Origin of the sequence: Aestuariivirga sp. (assembly GCF_037139295.1) — a bacterium.
Lineage (GTDB): Bacteria > Pseudomonadota > Alphaproteobacteria > Rhizobiales > Aestuariivirgaceae > Aestuariivirga.
Map to the genome: position 1 here is coordinate 1 of NZ_JBAXGR010000031.1, position 23,058 is coordinate 23,058.

21 protein-coding genes are annotated in these 23,058 nt (G+C 64.4%); 13 read left to right on the forward strand and 8 right to left on the reverse strand.

Features of this window, described 5'->3' with window-relative positions; translation table 11 throughout:
- Positions 1-53: 53 nt before the first annotated feature.
- Positions 54-767 (reverse strand): ribonuclease PH, encoded by a 714-nt coding sequence (gene rph, locus WCJ41_RS10160; protein WP_336905776.1) that lies wholly within the window; start codon positions 765-767, stop codon positions 54-56.
- Between the two features lie 80 nt (positions 768-847).
- Here rph and hrcA point away from each other — a divergent pair, with 80 nt between their 5' ends.
- The 3 genes from hrcA to WCJ41_RS10175 all read left to right on the forward strand — a co-directional run bounded on the left by hrcA (position 848) and on the right by WCJ41_RS10175 (position 3,066).
- Positions 848-1,939: a heat-inducible transcriptional repressor HrcA gene (hrcA, locus tag WCJ41_RS10165; protein ID WP_336905743.1), complete on the forward strand. Its 1,092-nt coding sequence runs from the start codon at positions 848-850 to the stop codon at positions 1,937-1,939.
- Between the two features lie 67 nt (positions 1,940-2,006).
- Positions 2,007-2,558, forward strand: coding sequence for a nucleotide exchange factor GrpE (gene grpE / locus WCJ41_RS10170; RefSeq protein ID WP_336905744.1), 552 nt, complete (start codon positions 2,007-2,009; stop codon positions 2,556-2,558).
- Between the two features lie 133 nt (positions 2,559-2,691).
- Entirely contained in the window at positions 2,692-3,066 is a 375-nt protein-coding gene (locus tag WCJ41_RS10175; RefSeq protein ID WP_336905745.1) for a VOC family protein, read from the forward strand.
- Between the two features lie 161 nt (positions 3,067-3,227).
- Here the strand turns inward: WCJ41_RS10175 and WCJ41_RS10180 are convergent, their stop codons facing one another.
- Together WCJ41_RS10180 and WCJ41_RS10185 are read right to left on the reverse strand one after the other, a co-directional pair.
- Positions 3,228-4,460 (reverse strand): NAD(P)/FAD-dependent oxidoreductase, encoded by a 1,233-nt coding sequence (locus tag WCJ41_RS10180; protein WP_336905746.1) that lies wholly within the window; start codon positions 4,458-4,460, stop codon positions 3,228-3,230.
- Entirely contained in the window at positions 4,457-5,059 is a 603-nt protein-coding gene (locus WCJ41_RS10185; protein ID WP_336905747.1) for an alpha-ketoglutarate-dependent dioxygenase AlkB, read from the reverse strand. The genes WCJ41_RS10180 and WCJ41_RS10185 overlap by 4 nt, the downstream gene beginning before the upstream one ends.
- Positions 5,060-5,146: 87 nt before the next feature.
- Here WCJ41_RS10185 and WCJ41_RS10190 point away from each other — a divergent pair, with 87 nt between their 5' ends.
- The 3 genes from WCJ41_RS10190 (at position 5,147) to dnaJ (ending at position 8,951) form a co-directional block, all read left to right on the forward strand.
- Positions 5,147-5,521 (forward strand): cupin domain-containing protein, encoded by a 375-nt coding sequence (locus WCJ41_RS10190; protein WP_336905748.1) that lies wholly within the window; start codon positions 5,147-5,149, stop codon positions 5,519-5,521.
- A gap of 199 nt (positions 5,522-5,720) precedes the next feature.
- Entirely contained in the window at positions 5,721-7,637 is a 1,917-nt protein-coding gene (gene dnaK / locus WCJ41_RS10195) for a molecular chaperone DnaK (RefSeq protein ID WP_336905749.1), read from the forward strand.
- Positions 7,638-7,787: 150 nt separating this feature from the next.
- A complete protein-coding gene (dnaJ, locus tag WCJ41_RS10200; RefSeq protein ID WP_336905750.1) occupies positions 7,788-8,951 on the forward strand; it encodes a molecular chaperone DnaJ in 1,164 nt (387 codons plus the stop codon).
- Between the two features lie 44 nt (positions 8,952-8,995).
- Here dnaJ and WCJ41_RS10205 read toward each other — a convergent pair whose 3' ends face one another.
- Positions 8,996-9,604 carry an SH3 domain-containing protein gene (locus WCJ41_RS10205; RefSeq protein WP_336905751.1) on the reverse strand — a complete coding sequence of 203 codons (609 nt, stop codon included), beginning with the start codon at positions 9,602-9,604 and terminating at the stop codon, positions 8,996-8,998.
- Positions 9,605-9,791: 187 nt separating this feature from the next.
- Between WCJ41_RS10205 and WCJ41_RS10210 the strand changes: the two genes are divergently transcribed.
- The gene (locus WCJ41_RS10210; protein WP_336905752.1) at positions 9,792-10,781 is read left to right on the forward strand and encodes a D-glycerate dehydrogenase; all 990 of its coding nucleotides are present in this window, start codon (positions 9,792-9,794) and stop codon (positions 10,779-10,781) included.
- 49 nt (positions 10,782-10,830) lie between these two features.
- Here WCJ41_RS10210 and WCJ41_RS10215 read toward each other — a convergent pair whose 3' ends face one another.
- Entirely contained in the window at positions 10,831-11,607 is a 777-nt protein-coding gene (locus tag WCJ41_RS10215) for a gamma-glutamyl-gamma-aminobutyrate hydrolase family protein (protein ID WP_336905753.1), read from the reverse strand.
- 67 nt (positions 11,608-11,674) lie between these two features.
- Between WCJ41_RS10215 and WCJ41_RS10220 the strand changes: the two genes are divergently transcribed.
- A complete protein-coding gene (locus tag WCJ41_RS10220; protein ID WP_336905754.1) occupies positions 11,675-12,445 on the forward strand; it encodes an SDR family oxidoreductase in 771 nt (256 codons plus the stop codon).
- A gap of 10 nt (positions 12,446-12,455) precedes the next feature.
- On the forward strand, positions 12,456-13,658 hold the full coding sequence (locus WCJ41_RS10225) for an acyl-CoA dehydrogenase family protein (RefSeq protein ID WP_336905755.1): 1,203 nt from the start codon (positions 12,456-12,458) through the stop codon (positions 13,656-13,658).
- Position 13,659: 1 nt separating this feature from the next.
- On the opposite strand, the gene chrA is transcribed toward WCJ41_RS10225, so the two are convergent.
- Entirely contained in the window at positions 13,660-14,943 is a 1,284-nt protein-coding gene (gene chrA / locus WCJ41_RS10230) for a chromate efflux transporter (protein ID WP_336905756.1), read from the reverse strand.
- On the opposite strand from chrA, the gene WCJ41_RS10235 reads away from it, so the two are divergent.
- Positions 14,942-18,397 (forward strand): indolepyruvate ferredoxin oxidoreductase family protein, encoded by a 3,456-nt coding sequence (locus WCJ41_RS10235; protein ID WP_336905757.1) that lies wholly within the window; start codon positions 14,942-14,944, stop codon positions 18,395-18,397. The genes chrA and WCJ41_RS10235 overlap by 2 nt on opposite strands.
- A gap of 98 nt (positions 18,398-18,495) precedes the next feature.
- Here WCJ41_RS10235 and WCJ41_RS10240 read toward each other — a convergent pair whose 3' ends face one another.
- Positions 18,496-19,416 carry an arginase family protein gene (locus WCJ41_RS10240; RefSeq protein WP_336905758.1) on the reverse strand — a complete coding sequence of 307 codons (921 nt, stop codon included), beginning with the start codon at positions 19,414-19,416 and terminating at the stop codon, positions 18,496-18,498.
- Positions 19,417-19,436: 20 nt separating this feature from the next.
- Complete coding sequence (locus tag WCJ41_RS10245; protein WP_336905759.1) at positions 19,437-20,393, reverse strand: HAMP domain-containing sensor histidine kinase; 957 nt, start codon at positions 20,391-20,393, stop codon at positions 19,437-19,439.
- 129 nt (positions 20,394-20,522) lie between these two features.
- Here WCJ41_RS10245 and hemH point away from each other — a divergent pair, with 129 nt between their 5' ends.
- The 3 genes from hemH (at position 20,523) to WCJ41_RS10260 (ending at position 23,055) form a co-directional block, all read left to right on the forward strand.
- Entirely contained in the window at positions 20,523-21,545 is a 1,023-nt protein-coding gene (gene hemH / locus WCJ41_RS10250) for a ferrochelatase (protein WP_336905760.1), read from the forward strand.
- 74 nt (positions 21,546-21,619) lie between these two features.
- Positions 21,620-22,597, forward strand: a complete 978-nt coding sequence (locus WCJ41_RS10255; RefSeq protein WP_336905761.1) for an SPFH domain-containing protein — start codon at positions 21,620-21,622, stop codon at positions 22,595-22,597.
- A gap of 11 nt (positions 22,598-22,608) precedes the next feature.
- Positions 22,609-23,055: an NfeD family protein gene (locus WCJ41_RS10260; RefSeq protein ID WP_336905762.1), complete on the forward strand. Its 447-nt coding sequence runs from the start codon at positions 22,609-22,611 to the stop codon at positions 23,053-23,055.
- Positions 23,056-23,058 lie beyond the last annotated feature (3 nt).

Genomic DNA, 23,058 nt, shown 5'->3' on the forward strand with positions numbered 1-23,058 from the left:
CTTGCCCTTGTTGTGGGTGGCGATGACGATCTTCGCATCGCGGAGCGTACGCATCAGGCGATGGCTTCCTTCTGCTTCGCCACGAGCTCGCCGATGCCCTTCTTGGCCAGTGCCAGAAGTTCGCCCAGCGTGGCCTCGGAGAAGGGTTCGCCCTCTGCCGTGCCCTGAATCTCGACGATGCCGCCGGAGCCCGTCATCACGAAGTTGGCGTCGGTGCCGGCGGAGGAATCTTCCGGATAGTCGAGGTCGAGCACAGGGGTGCCGTTGTGGATGCCGCAGGAGATGGCGGCGACATGGTCCTTCAAGGGCCAGGTCTTGAACATCGAGCGCTGCTCCATCCACTTCAGGCAGTCGAAGAGGGCGACCCAGGAGCCGGTGATGGCGGCGGTGCGGGTGCCGCCGTCGGCCTGCAGCACGTCGCAGTCGAGCGTGATCTGGCGTTCGCCCAGGGCGGGCAGGTCGACAACGGCGCGGAGCGACCGGCCGACGAGGCGCTGGATTTCCTGGGTGCGGCCGGACTGCTTGCCGGCGGAGGCCTCACGCCTTGTGCGATCATGGGTGGCGCGCGGCAGCATGCCGTATTCGGCGGTGACCCAGCCCTTTCCGCCACCCTTCAGCCACGGCGGCACACGCTCTTCCAGCGAGGCGGTGCACAGCACATGCGTGTCGCCGAAGCGGACGAGGCAGGAGCCTTCGGCGTGGCGGGTGAAGCCACGGGTGAAGCTGACGGCGCGCAATTCGTCTGGTTTCCGCCCGGATGGACGCATTTTGGTCATTCCTTGTCCTGAAAAGGGGGCTTCTAGCCCCTTTGATTGACCTCAGCCAAGTTGATTCCTACATTGAGCCCATGAGTGTGATCCCGCCCAAACCATTCACCGAGGAGCGGCTTTCCGGCATTGCCGGGCTCGACCAGCGCTCGCGTGACATTTTCCGCCGCCTCGTGGACACCTACCTCGCCACTGGCGAGCCCGTGGGCTCGCGGACGATTTCGCGCATCCTGCCGCACAATCTCTCCCCGGCGTCCATCCGCAACGTCATGATGGACCTTGAGGACGCAGGCCTGATCTTCTCGCCCCACACCAGTGCAGGGCGTGTTCCCACCGAGCAGGGCCTGCGCTTCTTCGTCGATGCGGTGATGGAGGTGGGTGCCATGCCCACCGACGAGCGCGCGATGATCGACGCGCAGATGGCGGCGTCGAACCGCCAGCGCCGGGTGGAGGACGTGCTGGGCGAGGCGACGACGCTGCTTTCGGGCCTGTCGCACTGCGCCGGCGTCATCCTCGCGCCCAAGATGAATGCCAGGCTGAAGCACATCGAATTCGTCAACCTGGGGCCGGGCCGGGCGCTGGTCATCCTCGTCGGCGAGGATGCCAGCGTGGAAAACCGGGTGATCGAGGTGCCGCGCGGGCTGCCGCCGTCCACCTTCGCGCAGGCCTCGAACTATCTCTCAACCCGCTTCCAGGGCAAGACCATCGACGAGGTTCAGCGCTTCGTGCGCGACGAGATGCAACTGCTCCGTTCGGAACTGGACGAAATCTCGGCCCGCATCGTCGAGGCCGGGATCGGGCAATGGTCGGGCGAGGCGGAGGCCGACGACAAGACGCTGATCGTCCGTGGCCAGGCCAATCTCATTGAGAATGGCACTGCGGCGGCCGACCTCGAGCGCATCCGCAAGCTGTTCGAGGACATCGAGAACAAGAAAGAGCTGGCGCAATTGCTGGGAGCCGCTGAATCCGGCGAAGGCGTGCGCATCTTCATCGGTTCGGAGAACCGGCTGTTTTCGCTGTCGGGCTCCTCGATCATCGTCACACCCTTCCGCAATGCCGAGGAAAAGATCGTCGGCGTCATGGGCATCATCGGCCCCACCCGCATGAATTATGCCCGGATCATCCCGATGGTCGACTACACGGCCAAGGCAATCGGACGGCTGCTCACTTGATTTTTGCACCCGGGCAGCCGATATGGCAGCCATCACTCAATTCCCAAGGACTGGAAAGCCCTTAGCCATGGCCGAAGACAAGAACCCCACCGACGAGCCGAACCCCGACATCGCCCTCGAAGAGGCGCTGGTGGAAGAACTCGACGAGCGCGACATCGAGATCGCGAGACTGCGGGAAGAGGCCGCCCAGTACAAGGACCGGCTGCTGCGCACTGCCGCCGACATGGACAATCTGCGGAAGCGCGGCGAGCGCGAGAAGGCGGAGGCAACGCTTTATGCCGCCACCAATTTCGCCCGCGATCTGCTGAGCGTGTCGGACAACATGCAGCGCGCCCTGGCCCACAAGCCGGCGGACGATGCCAGCGATGAAACCAAGAATCTTTTTACCGGCATCGAGATGACGGAGCGCGAGCTCCTCAACATCTTCCAGCGCTACAACATCCGCAAGGTGGAGACGGTGGGCGCCAAGTTCGACCCCAACTTCCACCAGGCGCTGTTCGAGATGCCGACCAATGACCATCCGCCGGGCACCGTGGTGCAGGAAATGCAGTCCGGCTTCGCCATTGGCGACCGCTGCCTGCGCCCCGCCATGGTTGGCGTCGCCAAGGCCGCCGACTGAGGCTATCCCTCGCGAATGGTTTCAACATGCCCGGGCTCAACCCGGGCATTTTCTTTGGGCCATGAAACAGTCACGCGGGCGTGGGATGAAGCCTCCGGTTGTGCTATGACGCGACCGTCGAACGGAGGTTCCCATGACTGACACCGGCACCGTCATCTGGTCCGAACTGATGACCACCGAGGTGGACAAGGCCAAGGCGTTCTACAGTCAAACGCTCGGCCTGGAATTTGAAGTCTTTGGTGCCAACAACCCCGGATACTGGCTCGCCACCATCGATGGACGGCCGATCTGGGGCCTGATGGACATGACGCAGAGGCCCGGCGGTCCCACCGGCTGGTTCACCTACATGGTGGTCGACGATGTCGATGCCCGGGTGAAGGGGGCGCTGGCGGCCGGTGCTGAACTCTGCATGCCGGTCTTCGAGGTGCCGACGGTGGGCCGCATCGCCATCCTGCAGGATCCGACGAGTGCCCTCATCGGCTGGATGAAGCCCATCCCGCGCGGATAGGACCGGCATAAGGCGGAAGCAACTGCCCTTCAAAGGCCTTTGGAGAGGTTCTGACGGCCCTCCTGCAGGGGTAGGCTAGGGGCCTACTACTAGGAATTCTTTGCCAAAAACAATCGTTACGAAGCCCGCCTCGTCGGGGTGCGTTCCGTAGGCCTGTCGGATCAGATAAGACCAATCGCCTTGTCAGCGGCGGCGATCCCGGAGAGATGCGCGCCGTGAACGGTGGAGTAGAAGGGGATCGAACAGTGTTCTCCCGCCAGCACGATCCTGTCGCCCACCGGCTCCTGGAAGCTGAGACGTGACGCCGCCTTGCCAGGTTTGGCGTGGGAATAACCGCCGAGCGCATAGGGGTCGGAAGCCCAGTGGGTGCGGAGTGCCTTCACCACGCGCGTCTTGATGCCTGATCCGAAGGCTTCCACCATTGCCTCCATGGCCAGCGCCATCATTGCGTCGTCGCTGAGCCTTTCCATCTCGGCACCATAGGAACCACCCATGTGCGAGACGAGGAGTGGCCTGCCGAAGGGGTTGATATGGAGGTTGAAGGGCCGCTTCGCCGGATCTTCGAAAATCACATCGCCATAGATGTGGCCGAAGCCTTCGATGGGCTTGTCCAGCAGGACTGCGAGCTTCTCCGAAACGCCCATCGGGCAGTCGTGGAAGGCCCGCACCAGCTCTGCCGGAAGTGCGGGGTCGAAGCGGATGCCATCGGCGATCAGCACGTTGATGGGAACGGCAAGAATAATGGTGGAGGCCGTCACCGTCCCTCTTTCCGTTTCCACCCGAACCTGTGGGCCGGACCAGTCGATGCGGCTGACCGGTGTTGCGAGCGTCACCGGCAGGCCCGCCGCGTTGCGCGCCACCAGCGCGCCATAGCCGTCCTTGACCGGGAAGTCGCCACCTTCGTCAACGTAGCGGGCGGCATCGAGGGTCGAACAGCTCTCAGGGGCATGCGAGGTGATCTGGCCGATGATTTGGTCCATCAGCGGGTTCCACCGGTTGCCGGGTTCGAGATAGGCGGAGAAGGGCACATCCTCCCTCACCTCCGAAATTCTCGTCAGCACGTCGATGATGTAGTCGACAGCCTCTGCCTGCACCGCGTCCGGCAGCGGTCCGCCTTTGCCCATGCGGACGACATCGGCCCAGCTGATCTTGTCATTGTAGGCAAAGCCCAGCCGGTCGGCGATCGTGGTGAAGGGGTTCTGGCTCGCCGCATGCAGCCAGTGGGCGCCGCAGTCGAAGGGCAGGCCAAGCGTGGCGGTGTCGGTGAAGGCCCTGCCGCCAATCCGGTCACGCGCCTCAAGTACGATAAAGCTCTTGCCTGCCGCCTGCAGCGTCAGCCCCGCGGCAAGGCCGGCGGCGCCAGCACCAATCACGGCGACGTCGTAGTGTGTCATGGTCTGGTCACCCGTCTGAGCGTGAGGTTGATGCGCCCGCTGTCCTTCAGCAGGGTGGATGTGCCTTGCAGAATGCGGTCGATGCCATGATAGCAGAGGCGCGAAGCCCCGCCCATGACCAGCACGTCGCCGGAGGCGAGCTTGAGGGTCTCCGTCTTGCCGCCGCGCTCCGGCCCGCCCATGCGGAACACCGCCGTATCGCCCAGCGAGACGGAGAGGACCGGGGCCGAGACGTCGTCCTCGTCTTCGTCCCGGTGCAGGCCCATCTTGGCGCCGCCGTTGTAGAAATTGACGAGGCAGGCTTCAGGATCATGATGGTAGCCGGACACCGCCCGCCAAAGTTCCAGCAGGGCCCCGGGGATGGCTGGCCAGGGCCTGGCCGTCTCGGGGTGGGTCGGCTGGTAGCGGTAGCCCTCCCGATCCGACACCCAGCCGAGGACGCCCAGATTGGTCATCCGCACCGTGAAGGGCCGCCCGGTGCGGGGCATGACGGGGGTGAACAGCGGGGCCTCCGCAACGGTGCCGCGCAGGGTCTCCACCAGCTGGCGCTGCGCGTCCGCGTCCAGGCGGCCGGGATAATATCGAAGTCCGGGTTGCATTCGCCGCTTTTCCCACCACCGGACTTGCGCGGGCAAGCCGTTTCTCCGCATGATTGAAAACAATCGACTTTAAGGGGAGGCGTGGCCATGAAGTCCTGCAGGCTCATCAGCGGTGGGGAGGCCTATGACGGCAAGCAGGGGCTGTCCTATTTCTCGGGAATCTCGGCGGAATCGGCAGGCTCCGAGAAGCTCTGCATGCACATCGTGACCATTCCGCCCGGAGCCTCGGCCCGGCCGCACTATCATGAGGCCCATGAGTCCGCCATTTTCGTGCTGGAAGGCTATTCCGAGATACGCCACGGGCCCAACCTTGAGCACGTCATGGCGATCAAGGCGGGGGATTTTTGCTACATTCCCGCGGGCGTTCCGCACCAGCCCTACAACCCGACCGACAAGCCGGTCAGGGCGGTCATCGCCCGGACGGACCCCAATGAGCAGGAAAGTGTGGTACTTCTCGATTAACCCCAACAAAATTGCGTGGGGGAACCGCTTGATAGCCCGTACCCCCCTGCCTATATAGCCCTCGACAGCCGGTCACCCGAAGAATCGGGCAACCGGGACCTAATCTTAATCAGGAGGCGGACCCCCCTTTAGCCAATTGGGGGTCGGGCAAGTGCCTATAGGGCTTTCCCAAGCTCCGCCTGCCAATTGGAGGATCAAGATGGCGAAAGTGATTGGTATCGACCTCGGCACCACCAACTCCTGCGTTGCGGTGATCGAAGGCAAGAGTCCCAAAGTGATCGAGAATGCCGAGGGTGCGCGTACCACCCCCTCGATCGTCGCGTTTACCGCGGACGGAGAAACTCTGGTTGGCCAGCCGGCAAAGCGCCAGGCGGTCACCAACCCCGAGAATACCTTCTTCGCGATCAAGCGCCTGATCGGCCGCCGCTTTGACGACCCGATGGTTGCCAAGGACAAGAAGCTCGTTCCCTATTCCATCGTCAAGGCCGACAACGGCGATGCCTGGGTTGAGAGCCGCGACAAGAAGTTCTCCCCCTCGCAGATCTCGGCTTTCACGCTGACCAAGATGAAGGAAACGGCGGAGCGCTATCTGGGCGAGCCCGTCACCCAGGCGGTCATCACCGTCCCGGCCTACTTCAACGACAGCCAGCGCCAGGCCACCAAGGATGCCGGCAAGATCGCCGGCCTCGAAGTGCTGCGCATCATCAACGAGCCGACGGCTGCGGCCCTGGCCTACGGCCTCGACAAGAAGGAAGCCGGCACCATCGCGGTCTATGACCTCGGCGGCGGCACTTTCGACGTGTCGATCCTCGAGATTGGCGACGGCGTGTTCGAGGTGAAGTCGACGAACGGCGACACCTTCCTCGGCGGCGAAGACTTCGACATGCGCATCGTCGATTACCTCGCCGATGAGTTCAAGAAGGAGCAGGGCATCGACCTGCGCAAGGACAAGCTTGCGCTGCAGCGCCTGAGGGAAGCTGCCGAAAAGGCCAAGATCGAGCTGTCGTCCGCGACGCAGACCGAAATCAACCTGCCCTTCATCACGGCTGATGCGTCGGGTCCGAAGCATCTGACGATCAAGCTCACCCGCGCCAAGCTTGAGGCTCTCGTGGATGACCTGATCCAGAAGACCATCGAGCCGTGCCGCGCTGCACTCAAGGATGCGGGCCTCACCGCAGGCCAGGTCGACGAGGTCATTCTCGTCGGCGGCATGACCCGCATGCCCAAGGTCATCGAAGTGGTGAAGCAGTTCTTCGGCAAGGAGCCGCACAAGGGTGTGAACCCGGATGAAGTCGTGGCTATCGGCGCCGCGATCCAGGGTGGCGTGCTCAAGGGTGAAGTGAAGGACGTGCTGCTGCTCGACGTGACGCCGCTGTCACTGGGCATCGAGACGCTGGGTGGCGTGTTCACCCGCCTCATCGACCGCAACACCACGATCCCGACCAAGAAGAGCCAGGTGTTCTCGACCGCTGACGACAACCAGACGGCCGTGACCATCCGTGTCTTCCAGGGCGAGCGTGAAATGGCGGCCGACAACAAGATGCTCGGCCAGTTCGACCTGATGGGCATTCCACCCGCGCCACGCGGCATTCCGCAGGTCGAGGTGACCTTCGACATCGACGCCAACGGCATCGTCAACGTGTCCGCCAAGGACAAGGCGACGAACAAGGAGCAGCAGATCCGCATTCAGGCCTCCGGCGGCCTGTCGGACAACGAGATCGACAAGATGGTCAAGGAGGCGGAAGCCAACGCCGCCGAGGACAAGAAGCGCAAGGACCTGGTGGAAGCCAAGAACCACGCCGAAGCCCTCGTCCACTCGACCGGCAAGTCGCTCTCCGAGTTCGGCGACAAGGTCTCGGCAGCCGACAAGTCGGCCATCGAGAGCGCCATCGCGGACGTCAAGTCCACGCTCGAAAATGGCGATGCTGAAGCTGTGAAGGAAAAGACCAACGCCCTGTCGCAGGCCGCGATGAAGCTTGGCGAGGCCATGTACAAGGCCCAGGCCGGCCAGGCCGAAGCCGACGCGCAGCGTGATGCCGGCGGCGGCCGTGCTGCCGAGGACGACGTGGTCGATGCCGACTTCGAGGAAGTGAAAGACGACGACAAGAAGGCCTGAGGCCTTTGAAGACCAGGAACCCCGCTTCACGTCGTGCGCCTCGCATGAGGCGCGCCTCGCGGGGCGGGGTTCTGCTCTCTCCTATTCCCAATTGTTTCCGTTCCTGCGTGCATTTCACCCACGGACGACAACCGACAGCGGTACGCATTCATGGCCAAGCGTGACTATTATGAAGTTCTGGGCGTTGGCCGGTCGGCCGACGAGAAGGAACTCAAGGCCGCCTATCGCAAGCTCGCCAAGCAGCTTCATCCCGATGCCAATCCGGGCGATGCCAAGACCGAAGCCAAGTTCAAGGAATTGAACGAAGCCTATGACGTGCTGAAGGACCCGCAGAAGCGCGCGGCCTATGACCGGTTCGGCCACCAGGCCTTCGAGAACGGCATGGGCGGCGGGCGCGGCGGTGCTGGCTTCGGACCGGATTTCAATTCCTCGATGTCCGACATCTTCGAGGACCTGTTCGGCGACTTCATGGGCGGTGGCGGTGGCGGGCGTGGCCGCCGCGGTGGTGGCGGACGCAACACCGGCGCTGCCCGTGGCGCCGACCTGCGCTACAACATGGAGATCAGCCTCACCGAAGCCTTTGCCGGCAAGACGGCACAAGTTCGCGTGCCCTCATCCGTGTCCTGCGAGGTGTGCAGCGGCACAGGCGCCAAGCCGGGCACTTCGCCCAAGACCTGTTCGACCTGCGGTGGCCAGGGCGCGGTGCGTTCGCAGTCCGGCTTCTTCACGGTGGAGCGCACGTGCCCCACCTGCCAGGGCCGCGGCCAGGTGATCTCGGACCCCTGCAACCCCTGTTCGGGCCAGGGCCGCGTCACCAAGGAGCGCACGCTCTCCGTCAACATTCCGGCTGGCGTCGAAGATGGCACGCGCATCCGGCTCGCCAGCGAGGGCGAGGCGGGCATGCGGGGCGGCCCGTCGGGCGACCTCTACATCTTCCTCTCGGTAAAGCCGCATGAGTTCTTTCAACGCGATGGCGCGGACCTGTTCTGCAAGGTGCCCGTCTCGATGACGGCGGCTGCCATGGGCGGCGAAATCGAGGTGCCGACGATCGATGGCAAGAAGGCCCGTGTCTCGGTTCCCGAAGGCACCCAGACGGGCAAGCAGTTCCGACTCAAGAACAAGGGCATGCCGGTGCTGCGCTCGTCTCAGATGGGCGACATGTATATCCAGGTGGCGGTGGAAACCCCCGTCAACCTGTCGCGCCGCCAGAAGGAGCTCCTCAAGGAGTTCGAGACGGAAGCCAAGAACAACAGCCCCGAGTCGGAAGGTTTCTTCGCCAAGGCCAAGGCCTTCTGGGACGGCTTCGGGAGCTGATGTCTTGTCCTCTCCCGTTGAAGGAACGGGAGACGACGAAAATCTCAGTCCACCTTTTCGCCGGGGTAGACTCCCCACAGCTGGGTCTGCTGTACGAAACCGTCATAGCCGCCGGCGCTCAATTCGCACCAGTCGCCGTCGCAGTTCTCGACCTCGGCGACGACGCCGGAGCCCACTTCCGCCACCACGCCGGCGCCGTTCTTCGGCCCGGTCATCAGCGGCACGTTCTGGCCCTGCTTCCAGGGGGCGATCTCGGCGGTGCGCTTGCCCGCCAGCATGTTCTGCAGGATCCAGCCTTCCTCACCGTCCGAGTCACGCACCCGGCGCCAGTTCTCGAACTCGGCGACGATCTCGACCGGCAAGCCCTTGCGCTGGAATACCCAGGCCACCGGATGATCGCTGGAGGGGCCGCGGCGGACATTCACCTTCTCGGCCTTCAGCGACACGAAACGCGGGATTGGCAGGCCCGAGGGGCCGACGGGCTTCGCGCCTTCCTGCCCGATCGAGCCGGTAACGGCGCCCTTTTCGGCACTGGCCTGCGAATCAGCGCGCTTGCTGAACAGCGACCAGGCCACCCCCGCCGCGACGAGCAGGCAGGCCAAACCAAGGATGAGGGAGCCAAAACGCCGTTTCTTGGCTGCGCTTGCCACCATGATTTACAAAAATCCTCTTCACGGCCCGGCCGCTGCCATGCGGGCGACGGGCCCCTACGCCACAAAGCCAGTTTACACCACCGACCAGCCCGTGCAAACGAAGGAAACACTGGTCGTGACCGGTAGCAGGATTGATCCTGCAGGGTTAAGATTGTGTGAGCATTGAGACCGGAGCCAGGATCACCGCATGAGCAAGCGCAAGCCACTCGTCGTCGTCACCCGCAAGCTGCCCGACGTCGTCGAGACACGGATGATGGAGCTGTTCAACACCCGTCTCAACGCCTCCGACGCGCCCATGGGCCGCGCCGAACTGATCGAGGCGGTGAAGACGGCTGAAGTCCTCGTCCCCACCGTCACCGACCGCATCGACAAGGCGGTGCTCCTTCAGGCGGGTGACCAGCTGAAGCTGATCGCCAACTTCGGCAACGGTGTCGACAACATCGACGTGGAGACCGCACTTTCGCGTGGCATCACCGTCACCAACACGCCGGGCGTGCTGACGGAAGATACCGCCGACTTCACCATGGCGCTCATCATGGCTGTGTCCCGCCGCATCATCGAGGGCGCGAAGGTCATCGGCGCCGACAATTCCTGGGGCGGCTGGTCGCCCACCTGGATGCTGGGCCATCGCATCTGGGGCAAGCGGCTGGGCATCATCGGAATGGGTCGCATCGGCACGGCTGTCGCACGTCGCGCCAAGGCCTTCGGCCTGCAGATCCACTATCACAACCGCAAGCCCGTCCATTCCAAGATCGAGGAACAGCTCGAGGCCACCTACTGGGAAAGCCTCGACCAAATGCTGGCGCGCATGGACATCGTGTCGGTCAACTGCCCGCACACGCCAGCCACCTATCACCTGCTCTCGGCCCGCCGCCTCAAGCTGATGAAGCCGGAGGCCATCATCGTCAACACCGCGCGCGGCGAGGTGATCGACGAGAACGCGCTGGCCCGCATGCTGGAAGCTGGTGAGTTGGGCGGCGCTGGCCTCGACGTGTTCGAGCATGAGCCCGCCGTGAACCCGCGCCTGCTCAAGGCCAAGAAGGCCGTGCTGCTGCCGCACATGGGCTCCGCCACCATCGAGGGCCGCATCGACATGGGTGAGAAGGTGATCATCAACATCAAGACCTGGGTCGACGGCCACAACCCGCCGGATCGCGTGCTGCCGTCGATGCTGTGAGGCTTCTGACCGTTCTCCACGGGCATGATGACGGTGTGTGGTGGAGCTGTCAGGCAATCGCCCGCAGCGTCTTGCCCCGTGAAGCGGCATAGCCCCGAACCGCATTGCCAAACGCGGTGAACAGCTTCACCGAGTCCGGGTTGTTCAGCGCCTTGAACTCCGGGTGCCATTGCGTGCCGAGGGCGAAGGTCTTGGCGTCACGCACCGACACCGCCTCGATAATGCCGTCGGGCGCCGTCGCCTCAACGGCGAGGCCCTTGGCCAGCCGCTTGATGCCCTGGCGGTGGATAGAGTTGACCATCGTCTCGCGCTTGCCGAGGATCTGTTCGAGCATCCCGCCGGAGCGGATGTTGATGGCATGGGACGGCGCATAGCGCACGTCGACGTCGTCATGCTGCGGCGCGCGGTGGTCGAGGCGGCCCTCAAAGGTCTGCAGTTCGGTTTCGAGCGTTCCCCCTAGCACCACGTTCAGCTCCTGGAAGCCACGGCAGATGCAGAACAGCGGCAAGCCGCGCTTCAGCACCTTCTCGATCAGCTTCAGGGTGGTTGCGTCGCGGCCATGGTCATAGGGCTCATGGGCGGGCGAGGGCTGCTCGCCGTAATGCGGCGGGTGCACGTTGGAAACGGCCCCGGTCATCACGATGCCGTCGAAATGCTCCAGCAGGTCATCGAGCTGCAGCGCGTCGATCATCGAGGGGATCATGACAGGCGAGCACAGCGCCACCTCGGCCACGGCGCGCACGTACTTGTCGCCGATCGAGTGGTACTGGAAGCCATGGGCGTCATAGGTATCCGCCGGCAGGCCGACGAGGGGCAGGTAAGTCATTTCCGAACCTTGTGGGAACGCTGATTTGCCGTCTAGATAGCAAGGAGATGGGGGGAAAGTCCAACCGATGAGCCAAATTACGCCCGCGCAACAGCTTTTCGACCTGACCGACGAGGTTGCCCTGGTCACCGGCGCCTCTTCCGGCCTGGGTCGCCGCTTCGCCGAGGTGCTGGCCGCCCATGGTGCGAAGGTGGTGGCTGCCGCCCGCCGCACCGACCGGTTGAAGGACCTTGCGGCCTCCTCGGCGAACATCGCTCCACTGGCGCTGGACGTGACCGACACTGCGGCCATCGGCCCGACGCTGGACGAGGCTGAACGCGCCTTCGGGCCGCTGACGCTGCTCGTCAACAATGCCGGCATCGCCGGCGGCGGCCGCATCGTCGACACGCCGGATGCGGAGTGGGACCGGGTTATGGACACCAACGTCAATTCGGTCTGGCATCTCTCCCGTGTCTTCGCGCAGCGCCTCATCGCCCGCAAGGCAGGTGGCGCCATCATCAACATCGCGTCGCTGGTGGCGGGGCGCGTCGGCATGTCATCCGCGAGCTATGCAATCAGCAAGGCCGCCGTGCTTCACATGACAAAGGCTCAGGCGATGGAATGGGCGCGCTTCGGCATTCGCGTCAACGCCATCTCGCCGGGCTTCATCTCCAGCGAGATGACGGATGATTATCTCGCGAGCTCCGCCGGACAGGAGATGATCAAGCGCGTGCCGCAGCGCCGCTCTGGCCAACCTTCCGACCTTGACGCCACGCTGCTGTTGCTGGCGTCAACGAAAGCATCCGGCTTCATGACGGGTGCGGAAATCAACGTCGACGGCGGCCACGCGCTGGCCTGAGGATAAGCCCATGGATTTCTCACTCTCACCCGAAATCGACACGCTGCGCCTGAAGGTCCGTGCCTTCGTGGAAGAGCACATGATACCGCTCGAAGCCGACCGCGCCAATTACGATGCGCATGAGAACATCAGCCTCGAAGTGCTGAGACCTCTGCGCGACAAGGCCAAGGCCGCAGGGCTCTGGGCGCCGCAGATGCCGAAGGAGCGCGGGGGGCTGGGTCTTCCCATGGTCGGCTGGGCCGCCTTCTACGAGGAGGCCAACCGCTCGATCTTCGGGCCGCTCGCCTTCAACTGTTCGGCCCCCGATGACGGCAACATGAACGTCCTCAACAAGGTGCTGAAGACGGATGCGCAAAAGGACCAGTGGCTGCAGCCCATCATCGACGGCAAGATCCGCTCGTCCTTCGTGATGACGGAGCCGCACCCGGGCTCCGGATCAGACCCCGGGGGCATGATGCTCACCCGCGCCGAGAAGCGCCAAGGCAAATACGTCGTATACGGACGAAAATGGTTCATCTCGGGGGCTGATGGCGCCACGCACTTCATCCTCGTCGCCCGCACCTCCGATGATCCGCGCAACGGCCTGTCGGCCTTCCTCTATCACAAGGACCAACCGGGCTGGCGCATTGTCCGCCGCGTGCCCACCATGGGGCCGGAGGAACTGGGGGGCACCTGCGAACTCGAATTCGACGGCCTCGAGATCCCGGAAGAGAACCGGCTGATGGAGGAGGGCGACGGGCTGCGCCTCACCCAGATCAGGCTCGGTCCGGCGCGCCTCACCCATTGCATGCGCTGGACGGGACTGGCCAAGCGCTGCCTCGAGATTGCGCACGCCTATGTGAAAGAGCGCAAGGCTTTCGGTTCGACACTTGCTGAGCACGAGAGCGTGCAGATCATGCTGGGCGAAGTGGCCGCCGAGATCGAGAAGGGCCGCCTCCTCACCATGCATGCGGCGTGGAAGCTCGATCAGGGCTCAAAGGCGCAGAAGGAAATCTCCATGGCCAAGATCCACGTGGCGGATACCTTGAACCGCGCGGCCGACGTCGGCGTGCAGCTTTGCGGGGCGCGCGGCTATTCGAAGGACACCGTGCTCGAATGGATCTACCGCTACGCCCGCTGCGCCAAGCTGGTGGATGGCGCATCCGAAGTGCACAAGATGGTACTCGCCCGCAGCCTCGCCAAGGAAGGCAATGATTTCTGGAGCTGGGGCTAGCTCAGCCCAGAAGCTGCCAGATCGCCCCGACCAGCCCGCACAGGGCGAGCGTGCCGATGACGCCGAAGCGGAAGCCGAGCAGCGCCACGGCTGCGAACAGGCTGAGGCACAGCGAGAACCAATCGAGCATTGCCCAATCCGGAACCCAGGGCCGGAACCAGCCCGGAATGCGCTCCACATGGCCGAACAGCACGTGCAGGCCGAACCATAGTGACAGGTTCAGGATCACCCCCACCACCGCCGCAGTGATGGCGGCCAGCGCACCTGCAAGCTTCGGCCGTTTGCCGATGGCCTCCACGTAGGGGGCGAAGGCGAAGATCCACAGGAAGCAGGGGGCGAAGGTGGCCCACAGCGTCACCACCGCCCCGGCGATGCCACCCCAGATGGAGCCCATGCCGCGAAGCCCCGCGAAGTAGCCAACGAATTCGGTAACGAGGATCAGGGGCCCCGGCGTCGTCTCGGCCAGCGCCAGCCCGTCGATCATCTCTTTCGCGGAGAGCCAGCCCTTGGTCTCCACCGCCGCCTGCGCCATGTAGGCCAGCACCGCATAGGCGCCGCCGAAGGTGACCACCGCGAGCTTGGAGAAGAACACGCCCACCTGCGTGAGCACATGGTCTGGCCCGAAAATGACGGCAATCAAGCCCAGCGGCACCAGCCATATTGCCGCCCATAGCAACACGGTGCCTGCCAACTCACGCCATGACGGAAGCGCGCCCTCATGCACCTCTGCCTCGCCGCTGCCGCGCCAGAAGCCGTAAAGGGCAGCGACCAGGATAACGAGCGGAAAGGGCAGGCCGAAGCAGAACAGAGCGAGGAAGGCGAGCCCCGCGATCACCCAGTCGCCCGGGCTCTTCAGCGCCCGTCTTGCCACGCGCAGCAGCGCCTCGATGACGATGGCCAGCACGGCCGCCTTGATCCCGTAGAACACCGCCTCAATCACCGGGATCTTGCCGAAGGCTGCATAAAGCATGGAGAGCGCCAGCACGATCAGAGCGCCCGGCAGTACGAACAGCAGCCCCGCCGCGAGCCCGCCCCTGGTTCCATGCAACTTCCAGCCCGCATAGGTGGCAAGTTGCATGGCCTCGGGGCCGGGCAGCAGCATGCAGAAGTTGAGGGCTGCGAGATACTGCTTCTCGCTCAGCCAGCCGCGCTCTTCCACGATCTCACGGTGCATCAGCGCGATCTGCCCGGCAGGCCCGCCGAAGGACAGGAGCCCGATCCGCGCCCAGACCTTCAGGGCCTCGCCGAATGTGACCCCTGCGGTGGAAGCGTTTGGAGATGCCATGCGTTCCAGTATAGTTGCGTCCATGTCCAAGTCGACCCACAGCCTCGCCGACCTTTATGACCTTTCGATCACGCGCCTGTTCCTGACCGGGCCGCAGGCCATCCTGCGTATGGTGCTGATGCAGTCGGAGCGTGACCGGCTGGCAGGGTTTGACACGGCGGGCTACATTTCGGGCTATCGCGGTTCACCCGTCGGCACGGTGGACAACCAGTTCGTGGCAGCCCGTAAGGTGCTGGAGCCGCGCAACATCGTGTTCCAGCCCGGCCTCAACGAGGATCTCGCCGCCACTGCCTGCTGGGGAACCCAGCAGGCCGAGATGCGCGGCGAGGGCAAGCATGATGGCGTCTTCGCCGTGTGGTATGGCAAGGGCCCGGGCGTCGACCGCACGGGAGACGTGTTCCGCCATGCCAACATGGCCGGCACCTCGCCCCATGGCGGCGTGCTGGCCATCGCGGGTGACGATCACTCGGGCGAATCATCGACCGTCGTCCATGCCAGCGACGTGGCGCTGATGGATGCGCTGATCCCGGTGCTGGCACCCGGCGGCGTTCAGGAGATCATCGACTACGGCCTTCTGGGCTTCGCCATGTCGCGCCACGCGGGCGTGTGGGTGGGCTTGAAGTGCGTGCACGACACGGTGGAATCCTCCGCCGTCATCGAAGCGGGCCTCGACCGGGTGAACCCCGTCATCCCCAGCGAACCTGCTCCGCCCCCCGGTGGCCTGTCGATCCGCCCCGGCGATGACCGCATCGTGCAGGAAGAGCGCATCCACATGCACAAGCTTCCGGCGGTCAAGGCCTTCGCGCGGGCCAATGGCCTCAACCGCATCGTGCTGCGCGGCGGTGACAAGCCCACGCTCGGCATCGTCGCTGCCGGCAAGGCCTATCTCGACGTAAGGCAAGCGCTGGACGATCTCGGCATCGACGAGGTGAAGGCGGCCCGCCTCGGCCTCCGCCTGCTCAAGATCGGCATGGTCTGGCCGCTGGAAGAGACAGTGGTGAAGGACTTCGCCAAGGGCCTCTCCACCATCATGGTGGTGGAGGAGAAGCGTTCGCTCATCGAGGCGCAGCTGCGCGATATCCTCTATGCGGAGGAAGGCAGACCCGCCGTTATCGGCAAACAGGACGAGCAGGGCAAAACGCTGTTTGCACCCCATGGCGTGCTGGAGCCGAACCAGATCGCTTTCGCCATCGCCGCCCGCATCCAGGACCGTGCCACCTCGGACTGTGCCTCGGCGCTGCAGGATTCATCCACCAGCCGCAACCAGGCGGACCTCGTCGCCCGCATTCCCTATTTCTGCGCAGGCTGCCCGCATAATTCCTCGACGGTGCTGCCGGAGGGCTCGCGCGGCTATGCCGGCATCGGCTGCCACTGGCTCGCCCAGTTCGTGCCGGGCCGCAAGACCGAGGGCGCCACCCACATGGGCGGCGAGGGCGCCAACTGGATCGGCGAGGCGCCGTTCTCGACGCGCGGCCACGTGTTCCAGAACATCGGCGATGGCACCTACAATCACTCTGGCCTGATGGCCATCCGCCATGCGGTGGCGACCTCCACCAGCATCACCTACAAGATCCTGTTCAACGATGCCGTGGCGATGACCGGTGGCCAGCGCAATGACGGCGGCCTGACGGTGGAGCAGATCGCCCAGCAGATGCGGGCGATCGGCGTCGAACGTATCGCGGTCGTCTCCGATGAGCCGGACAAGTACCCATCGCGTTCCGCGTTCCCCGCCCTCACCAGCTTCAACCACCGCAGCGAGTTGCAGGCGGTGCAGACGGAGCTGATGGGCGTCAAAGGCGTGTCCGTCCTCATCTATGACCAAACCTGTGCCGCCGAGAAGCGTCGCCGCCGCAGGAAGGGCCAGTTCCCCGATCCGCAGAAGCGCGTGTTCATCAATGAGCTCGTCTGCGAGGGCTGCGGCGATTGCGGCGTGCAGTCCAACTGCGTGGCGATCCAGCCGGTGGAAACCGAGTTCGGTCGCAAGCGCAAGATCGATCAGTCGAGCTGCAACAAGGATTTCTCCTGTCTCAAGGGTTTCTGCCCCAGCTTCGTGACGGTGGAAGGCGGCGAACTGGTCAAGGGCAGCAATGGCCCCGCCATCGATATCGACAAGATTCCCTTCCCGCCCGTGCCGGAGCCCGTTCTGCCGTCGCTCGACAAGCCCTGGAGCATCCTTGTCTCCGGCATCGGCGGCACCGGCGTCGTCACCATAGGGCACTTGCTCGGCATGGCCGCGCACATCGAAGGCAAGGGTGCGGCCCTCATCGACATGGTCGGCATCTCGCAGAAGAACGGAACGGTGGTCACGCATCTGAAGATCGGCGCGACACCGGCGTCGATCTCTGCCGTACGCGTGGCACGCGGCCACGCAGACCTGATCCTTGGCTGCGATCTCGTCACCAGCGGGTCGGAGCGCATCCTCTCCGCCGCCGCGCGCAGCAAGACGCATGCTGTCATCAACAGCCACGAAGTGATGCCGGCCAACTTCACCCATGATGCGAATTTCGACGTGCAGGGGCAGGCCCTCTCGCTGCGCATTGCTGCCGCGGTGAAGCAGGGCGGCTTTTCCGCCATCGATGCGACCGACATCGCCACGAAGCTCATGGGCGACTCGATTGCTGCCAATCTCTTCACGCTCGGGTTCGCCTGGCAGAAGGGCCTCGTGCCGCTGTCGCGCGAGGCGATCGAGGCGGCCGTGCAACTCAACGCCGTGTCAGTGAAGATGAACCTTGCCGCTTTCGCTTGGGGCCGCCGTGCCGCGGTTGATGAGGCCGCGGTGCGCGCGGTGATCGGCGCGAAGGTGGAGAAGAAAGCGGAAACGCTGGACGAATTGATTGCGCGCCGCGTCGATTTCCTCACTGCTTATCAGGATGCTGCCTATGCCGACAGCTATCGCGAATTCGTAGGCAAGGTGCGCGACGTGTCCGAACCGCTGGCGCACGCCGTTGCAAAGAACCTCTTCAAGCTCATGGCCTACAAGGACGAGTATGAAGTGGCCCGCCTCTACAGCGATGGCAGCTTCGCCGAGAAGCTCGCCAAGCAGTTCACGGGTAGCTTCACCCTGAAGTTCCATCTTGCACCGCCGATCCGCGGCCGCATCGACAGCTTCACCGGCAAGCCGCTCAAGAGTGAATATGGGCCGTGGATGATGACCGGCTTCAGGATGTTGGCGAAGATGAAGCACCTGCGCGGCACGCGCTTCGACATCTTCGGCCGCACGGCGGAGCGCCGGATGGAGCGACAGCTGATTGCCGACTATCGCGCCGTTGTGGAGCGCCTCATCGCCAACCCTGCAAGCGCCCGCAGCGCCACGGCTCTCGAACTCGCCGGCCTGCCGGACATGATACGTGGCTTCGGCCACGTGAAGGACACGAACATCGACAAGGCCAAGGCGCGCGAGGCGGAGTTGCTGGCGATGCTTGATGGTGGCGCCGTGCGGAGAGCGGCCGAATAGTGTTTAATGCCGTCACCCCAGCGAAAGCTGGGGCCCAGCTTTGCTTCAGAGCGTGCGGATAGAAAGCTGGGTGCCAGCTTTCGCTGGCATGACGGATTTCATGAAGCGCCCCGCCGCCCGATCCGCCCCACCACATTCGCGGCGATCCGTGCTGCCGTGAAGGCGGCGATCTTCGAGCGGTCGCGCAGCGGCACGAATTCCACCATGCAGAAGCCGGCGATCCTCGCCTTGGCTGCAACACCGGCGATGAGGTCCGTCACCTGCGTGTAGCTGAGGCCCCCCGGCGTGGGATAGGCCACCGCCGGCATCTCGGCGGCATCCAGCGCATCGCAGTCAAACGAGATGACGCAGTCGCAGTCTTCTGGAATTTGCCGCAGCACTTCGCCAACGCCATTGTGGTGCATTTCGCGCGCCGTGACGATATGTGCGCCCCAGGCCAGCGCGTCGCGCAGTTCGCCCTCGCGCGCGCTGCCGATGCCGCGCGCACCCGCCTGCACGATGCGCCAGACATGGTCATGCTCAGAGGCGCGGCGCATCGTCGAGGAGAACCCCAGGCTCTCGCCGCGCCGCTCCTGCCGCCAGTCGATATGCGCGTCGATCTGCAGGATGACGATTGCGGGTTGTTCCGAATAGGCGGCGATGAAGGGGATTGGCACCGAGTCGTCACCACCGAACATGATCGGCACGGCACCGGCCTCGAGGATCTGCCGCGTCGTCTGCTCGATCAGGGCGCGGTTGTGTGCGCCGTCTTTGGGCTTGGTCTTCAGGTTGCCGAGGTCGCAGATCTTCTGTCCGTGTTGCAGCAGCGGGCCGCCAAGGTCGAAGTCCCAGTGGTCCAGCCATTCGGCATCCACCGCCAGCGCGGTGCGGAAGGCGTCCGGCGCGCCACGGTGGATGGAGTTGTCGATCTCGGGGTAGGGCGTGCCGTGCGGCGCGCCGAACACGGCGGCATCAAAGCCCTTGGGGCTCGCGGCGCGGGTTGTGCCCTTGAAGGGCGGAACGACGGTGAGGGCAGTCATGGTCGATGAGGCCTAGTCCTTCAGGCGGCGCGGGCGGAGCGTTGCTGGTCCGGCCAGGCCACGCGCGCGGCCGGAAGCGTGAGGCGGGCCGTAGTGCCCTCTCCGGGGCTCGACGCCGCCGTCACCTCGCCAGAATGAAGGAGCGCCACACGCCTTGCAATGGGAAGGGCAAACCCGCGCAGGCCCGTGAGGGAGAGTTGCGGCTCGAACAGCCTGTCGCGTGGCTGCATGCCGCCCGTGGCTTCCGCGCGGCTCACGATGTCGATGGCCAGCGCCCGGTCCGGCATCCGGTGCAGCGTCACGTCGACAATGCCGCCGGGCGCGGAGGTGCGCACCGCCCACATCACCAGGCTCACGATGGTCTGGCGGATGCGCTCGGCATCGCAGGCGAGTTCGATCCCCACCGGTATGGTGGCGGCGATGGTGGTGTCCGCCTCCTCTGCGGGCAGCCGGCAGGAGGCAAGGGCGGCCTCGACCAGTTCACCTGCGTCGACCTGCTGCTCCTTGAGGCGCAGGCGACCGCGCTCGAAACGGATGTAATCATGGAGTTGGCTGGCGAAGGACAACAGCCCGCGGCTGCCGTCGAGGATGTGACGGCGCGCCGCATCATCGCCGGTGGCCGGCAGCACCTCGGCAAAGCCCTTGAGGGTCGTGGCCGTGGTCTTGATCTCGACGGCCACGGCTTCGAGCAGCCGGTGGGCGGGGGAATCCTGCCCGGCATTGCGCAGGGGCGAGCGGCGCTCGACCATGAGGTGAGCCGCTGGCGTGCTTTCCAGCGAGCGCCAGTAGGCCAGCCAGCCCGAGGCGGCCAGTCCGAGGCTTGCCAGCAGGAAGGCGGCGATCAGCAGGGCGCCCAGCACGTCCACTGCGGCATAAACGGCAACCGCCCCTGCCAGCAGCAAGGTGAAGCCCCCGGCGGCACCCAGTGCCGCCAGAACAGGCAGTTTTCCCGGATCAATCCCAGGCAACAGGCGCATCGGACGTCATATCCCTGCCAAAAGGCAAATTCCGGCCCAATATGATCTTTTGGCATTTTCAAGCCGTTAACGGCAGGGTAGTCACTGCCGAACGGCGGTTTCGGCCAACAGAACGGTATCGAGAGTTTCATGAGTGTTCTTCCCCAGGGCCACCCCCCTTTCAAGGTGGGCAAGCTCGGCGTGTTGCTGATCAACCTCGGCACGCCCGAGGGCACGTCCTATTGGCCGATGCGGCGTTACCTTAAGGAATTCCTGTCCGACCGCCGGGTGATCGAGGTGAACCCCGTCCTCTGGTGGGTGCTGCTGAACGGCATCATCCTGACGACCCGCCCCAAGAAGTCCGGCCATGCCTATGAGCAGATCTGGAACCGGGAGAGGAACGAGTCACCGCTCAAGACCATCACCCGCTCGCAGGCGGAAAAGCTGGCGGCGCGCCTTTCGGATGCGCCCAACGTCATCGTCGACTGGGGCATGCGCTATGGCCTGCCGCCCACCGCCGAGCGGATCCAGGCCCTCAAGGACCAGGGCTGTGACCGCATCCTGCTGTTTCCGCTCTATCCGCAGTATTCGGCCTCCACCACCGCGACGGCGCTCGACAAGGCCTATGACGCGCTGAAGGCCATGCGCTGGCAGCCTGCCATCCGCACCGTGCCACCCTATTTCGACAACCCGGCCCATATCGAGGCGCTGGCGCTGTCACTCGAGGCGCACCTCAAGACGCTGGACTGGGAGCCGGACCTTATCCTCGCCTCTTTCCACGGCCTGCCGAAGGACTACTTCATGGCGGGCGACCCCTATCACTGCCACTGCATGAAGACCGCGCGTCTTCTGGGCGAGCGGCTGAAGCTGCCGCGCGAGAAATTGCAGGTCGTGTTCCAGTCGCGCTTCGGCAAGGCCGAGTGGCTGCAGCCCTATGCCCAGCAGACGGTGGAAGAGCTTCCCTCGAAGGGTGTCAAGAAGCTGGTCATGATGTGCCCGGGCTTTGCATCCGATTGTGTGGAAACGCTGGAAGAGGTCGCCATCGGCCTCCGGGAGACCTTCGAGGAAGCCGGCGGCGAGAAATTCTCGGTTGTTCCCTGTCTCAATGATTCCGATCCCTCCATCACCATGCTCGAAAGCATCGTCCGCAACGAGTTGAAGGGCTGGCTCTAGCCACTTGAAGTCTCGGGCCGATACCGCCATGTTCGGTTGACCGCGGGCTGCGCGGCATCACGGGGGACGGTGCGATGTATGAGGGCCTGAGCATTTTCGTGCTGGTGTTTCTGGCGGTGGTGATCTTCTACCTCATCCGTGCCATCCGCATGGTGCCGCAGGGCTACAACTACACGGTGGAGCGTTTCGGCAAATACATCGCCACGCTGCAGCCGGGCCTCGGCATCATCGTGCCCTTCATCGACCGCATCGGCGCCAAGCAGAACATGATGGAACAGGTGCTCGACATTCCCTCGCAGGAAGTCATCACCAAGGACAACGCCATGGTAAAGGTCGACGGCGTCACCTTCTATCAATGCGTCGATGCAGCACGTGCGGCCTACGAAGTGCGCAATCTCGAGAACGCCATCATCAACCTCGTGATGACCAACATCCGCACCGTGATGGGCTCGCTCGACCTCGACAACCTGCTGTCGCAGCGTGACGAGATCAACCATCGCCTGCTCAACGTCGTGGACCAGGCCACCCAGCCCTGGGGCATCAAGATGAACCGCATCGAGATCAAGGACATCAACCCGCCACGTGACCTGATCGACTCGATGGCCCGCCAGATGAAGGCCGAGCGTGACAAGCGTGCCGCCATCCTTGAGGCCGAAGGCCTGCGCCAGGCCGCCATTCTCAAGGCCGAGGGCGAGAAGCAATCGGTGGTGCTCGAGGCCGAGGGCCGCAAGGAAGCAGCTTTCCGCGACGCCGAGGCGCGCGAGCGTTCGGCAGAAGCTGAAGCCAAGGCCACACAGATGGTGTCGCAGGCAATCGCCGAGGGCGACGTGCAGGCCATCAACTATTTCGTGGCCAACAACTACATCAAGGCGCTGGAGCAGATCGCCGTTTCGCCCAATCAAAAGGTCCTGATGCTGCCGCTCGAAGCTGCCTCGGTCATCGGCTCGATCGCGGGCATCTCCGAGATCGCCAGGGAGGCCTTCGGCGGCGGCCCACCCGCGCAGCCGATGCGCAATCGTGGCAGCGTGCCGTCCACCGGCCCCGCGAAGTGAGATAGCGCATCATGGAGCAGCTCTTCCCCATCCTCGGCAACTGGGTGTGGTTCGTGGCAGCGGGCATCTTCCTGCTGCTCGAGCTCGTTTCGCCCGGCGTGTTCTTCATCTGGCTCGGCATTGCCGCGGCGCTGACCGGCGTCATCGACAATCTGCATGACCTGACATGGCAGGGCGAGCTCGCGGTCTTTGCGGTTCTGGCTGTCATCTCGGTGGTCGTCGGCCGCCGCTTCTACAATGGCCCCGCGATGGAGCCTGCCGACAACCCCTTTCTCAACCGCCGCCAGCTGGGCTACGTCGGCCGCAGCTTCACGCTGAAGCAGCCCATCGTGAATGGTCGTGGCAAGCTGACCATCGAGGACACGGTGTGGGAGATCGAAGGTCCCGACATGGACGCCGGCACGCGCATCAAGGTGACGGCAGTGAATGACATGACGCTGGTGGTGGCGGCGGGGTAGGGG